Source organism: Streptomyces sp. SD15, assembly GCF_054462255.1.
Window position 1 is genome coordinate 1 of the sequence record NZ_JBTLMO010000118.1, and the last position, 4,228, is coordinate 4,228.

At 74.2% G+C, this 4,228-nt stretch carries 1 protein-coding gene; it reads left to right on the forward strand.

Going from position 1 to position 4,228, the window contains the following annotated elements; translation table 11 throughout:
* Window positions 1-4,228 (forward strand): type I polyketide synthase (locus ACX28W_RS43635; RefSeq protein WP_459005644.1); only part of this gene is annotated, 4,228 nt, incomplete at both ends.

Below are 4,228 nucleotides of genomic sequence, written 5' to 3' on the forward strand. Positions count from 1 at the left end.
GGTCGGGCTTCTTCCCGACCACCCGGCCCACCCACCTCGACCTGCCCACCTACCCCTTCCAACGGCAGCGTCACTGGCTGGAGAGGCCCCAGAGCGCGGGGGACGCGGCCGCGGCCGGACAGGCGGCGGTCGAACACCCGCTGCTCGGTGCGGCGGTGGAGCTGGCGGGGACCGATGTCACCGTGCTGACCGGCCGGTTGTCGTTGCAGACGCATGGCTGGCTGGTCGACCACGCGATCTCCGACACCGTTCTGCTGCCCGGCACGGCCTTCGTCGAGATGGCGCTCCGCGCTGGTGACGAGGTGGGCGCCGACCACCTCGAGGAACTCACCTTGCGGGCACCGCTCGTCCTGCCCGCGACCGGCGCCGTCCAGCTGCGGGTGGAAGTGGGTGAGCTCGACGACGCCGGACGGCGTTCCGTGGACGTTCACTCCCGGCCCGACGGCGAGCGGACAGGTGCGCCCTGGACCTGCCATGCCACGGGCGTGCTCGCCCCCGGCGGTCCGGCGCCGTCCTCGTGGGATCCCCGGGTGTGGCCGCCGACCGGGGCGGTGGCGGTGGAAACCGATGAGCTGTACCCGTCACTGGCTGCCTTCGGCTATCAGTACGGCCCCGCGTTCCAGGGGGCGCGGTCGGTGTGGAAGCGGGGCGACGAGGTGTATGCCGAGGTGGTGCTGCCGCAGGAGCGGCACGCCGAAGTGGCCGCCTTCGGCATCCATCCCGCGCTGCTGGACGCGGCCCTGCACGCCGGGCTCATCCCGGATGCGGGGGCCGGGCGGGAACCGGGGTCGCCGAGGCTGCCGTTCGTGTGGTCCGACGTGCGGCTGCACGCGACCGACGCCACGAACGTGCGGGTGCGGCTGGCCCCGGCGGGCCGCGACGCCCTCGTGGTGGAGGTCGCCGACACCGAGGGCGCGCTGGTCGCGTCGGTCGGTTCGCTGGCGATGCGTCCCGTCGACCCCGGGAAGCTGGGCGGGGCACGGGACGGGCACCACGACGCGTTGTTCCGCATGGAATGGGTGAGCCGGGCGGTGCGGGTTGCCGACGGGACCCCGGTCGGCCCGTGGGCGCTGGTGGGCGACGACGGACTCGGGCTCGGCACCGTTCCGGACGCCGCACAGGTGCGGCGGTACGCGGACCTGTCCGTGCTCAGCGGCGAGTTCGACGAGCTCGCCACCTCCGCCTCCCGGCCCGAACTCGTCCTGGCCTGCCACCTGCCCGGCGAAGACACCGCCTCCGCCGAAGACGTCACCTCCGGCGGTTTTGCCGCCGCTCGCACCGAACTGCTCAAGGCGCTGTCCCTGGTGCAGTCGTGGCTCGCCGACGAGCGGTTCGCCGACACACGGCTGGCGGTGGTCACCCGTGGTGCGGTGGCGGCCGGCGATTCGGAGCAGCCGGATCTCGCCTCCGCGCCGGTGTGGGGCCTGCTGCGCACCGCGCAGACGGAGAACCCGGACCGTTTCGTCCTCGTCGACCTCGATCAGGACGAGCGTTCCCTCCAGGCCCTGCCCGCCGCGCTCGCCGGCGGTGAGCCGCAGTTCGCGGTGCGCGGGGGAGAGGTCCTGGTGCCGCGGCTCGTCCGGGCCGCGGCCAGTGGCGCGCTGACACCCCCGCAGCAGCAGGCGGCGCAGCGGCTGGACGTGACCAGCCGCGGAACCCTGGACGCGCTGTCCCTCGTGCCGGAGGGCACGGTGCTGATCACCGGCGGCACCGGCACGCTGGGCGGGCTCCTCGCCCGGCACCTGGTGACCGAGCACGGGGTGCGGCGGCTGCTGCTGGTCAGCCGCCGCGGGCCCGGGGCCGAGGGCGCCGGCGAGCTGGTGGAGCGGCTGACCGGGCTCGGGGCGACGGCCACGGCGGTGGCGTGCGACGTCTCCGACCCCGAGGCGCTGTCCGGCCTGCTGGAGGGGATACCGGACGAGCACCCGCTGACCGCGGTCGTGCACACGGCGGGCGTGCTGGACGACGGCCTGGTCTCCGCGCTGACACCCGAGCAGATGGACGCGGTGCTGCGGCCCAAGGCGGACGCGGCATGGCACCTGCACCGACTCACCCGGGACCGGGATCTGGCGGCGTTCGTCCTGTTCTCCTCGGTGATGGGCGCGCTCGGCGGCGCGGGGCAGGGCAACTACGCGGCGGCGAACGTCTACCTCGACGCGCTGGCCGCGCACCGCCGGGCCCAGGGACTTCCGGCCACGTCGCTGGCCTGGGGCTTGTGGGACGAGCGCAGCGACTTGACGGGGGATCTGGACCAGGCGGACCTGGCCCGGATGGCCCGGGCCGGCCTGGTGCCCCTGCGGTCGGAGGAGGGGCTCGCCCTGTTCGACGCGGCCGTCGCCCTGGGCGAGCCGACGCTCGTTCCCGCGCGGCTGGACATCGCGCGGCTCGCCCAGGACGGGAACGGGGAGCTGCCCGCGGTGCTCGGCGCCCTGGTGCGTCCCCGTGCCGCCCGGCGCACCGCCGCGGTCGGTTCGGCGGGCGGCGCCGCGGGCGGGCAGCGGTTCGCCGGGATGCCCGCGGCCGACGCGGAGCGCGAGCTCTTGGAGGCGGTGCGCGCCCACACCGCGACCGTGCTGGGGCACGCGACACCGGAGGCGGTCCGGCCGGACAGCAAGTTCAAGGACATCGGCTTCGACTCGCTGTCGTCGGTGGAACTGCGCAACCGCCTGAGCGCGGCCCTCGGCCTGCGCCTGTCGCCGACGGCGGTCTTCGACTACCCGACGCCGGCCACGTTGGCCCGCTACCTGCGCGGCGAACTGCTCGGTGAGGCGGCGCCCGCCGCCCGACCCGTGGTCACGGCCGCCGCGCTGGACGATCCCGTGGCCGTCGTGGGCATGGGATGCCGCCTTCCCGGGGGTGTCGGATCTCCCGAGGAGCTGTGGGAGCTGGTCGCGTCCGGCAGCCACGGAATCTCGGGGCTGCCGACGGACCGCGGCTGGGACATCGACGGGCTGTACGACCCCGATCCCGAGCGGCGGGGCAAGTCCTACGTCCGTGAGGGCGGCTTCCTCTACGGCGCGGGCGAGTTCGACGCCGGTTTCTTCGGTATCGCGCCGCGCGAGGCGCTGGCCATGGACCCGCAGCAGCGGCTGCTCCTGGAGACCACCTGGGAGGCGTTCGAGGGTGCGGGCATCCGCCCGGAGTCGGTGCACGGCAGCCGGACGGGCGTGTTCGTCGGCGCCATGCCCCAGGAGTACGGCCCTCACCTGCACGATGCCACCGAGGGGCTGGACGGCCTGCTGCTGACCGGCAACACGACCAGCGTGCTCTCCGGCCGCCTTGCCTACTTCCTCGGTCTTGAGGGCCCGGCGCTCACCATCGACACGGCGTGCTCGTCGTCCCTGGTGGCTATGCACCAGGCGGCGCACGCGCTGCGCCAGGGGGAGTGCACCCTCGCGGTGGCCGGCGGTGTGGCCGTGATGGCCACCCCGGGTGTGCTCACCGAGTTCAGCAGGCAGCGCGGGCTGGCGCCCGACGGCCGGATCAAGTCGTTCGCGGCCTCCGCCGACGGCACGGGCTGGAGTGAGGGCGTCGGAGTCGTCCTCCTGGAGCGGCTCTCCGACGCACGGAAGAACGGCCACCAGGTGCTGGCGGTCATCCGCGGCTCCGCCGTCAACCAGGACGGCGCGAGCAACGGCCTCACCGCCCCCAACGGGCCTTCGCAGGTGCGCGTCATCCGGCAGGCACTGGCCAACGCCCGGGTCGAGCCCGACGAGGTCGACGTGGTCGAGGCGCACGGAACCGGCACCAAGCTGGGTGACCCGATCGAGGCGCAGGCGCTGATCGCCACCTACGGTCAAAACCGGCCCGAGGACCGGCCGCTGTGGCTGGGCTCGCTGAAGTCGAACATCGGCCACAGCATGGCGGCCGCCGGCGTCTCCGGTGTGATCAAGATGGTGATGGCTTTGCGGCACGGGGTGCTGCCCCGCACGCTGAACGTGGACGAGCCGACCCCGCACGTCGACTGGACCGCGGGCGCGGTGGAGCTGCTCACCGAGGAGCAGCCCTGGCCGGACACGGGACGTCCGCGCCGCGCCGGGGTCTCCTCCTTCGGCATCAGTGGCACCAACGCCCACCTCATCGTCGAGCAGGCCCCGGAGGACGAAGGCGTCGCTGGTGGGGGTGTGCCGGAGCCGGTGGTGGTGTCGGACGGGACGTTGCCGTGGCTGGTGTCGGCGAAGTCGCGGGCGGCGTTGGAGGAGCAGGCGCGGGGGTTGTTGGATCACCT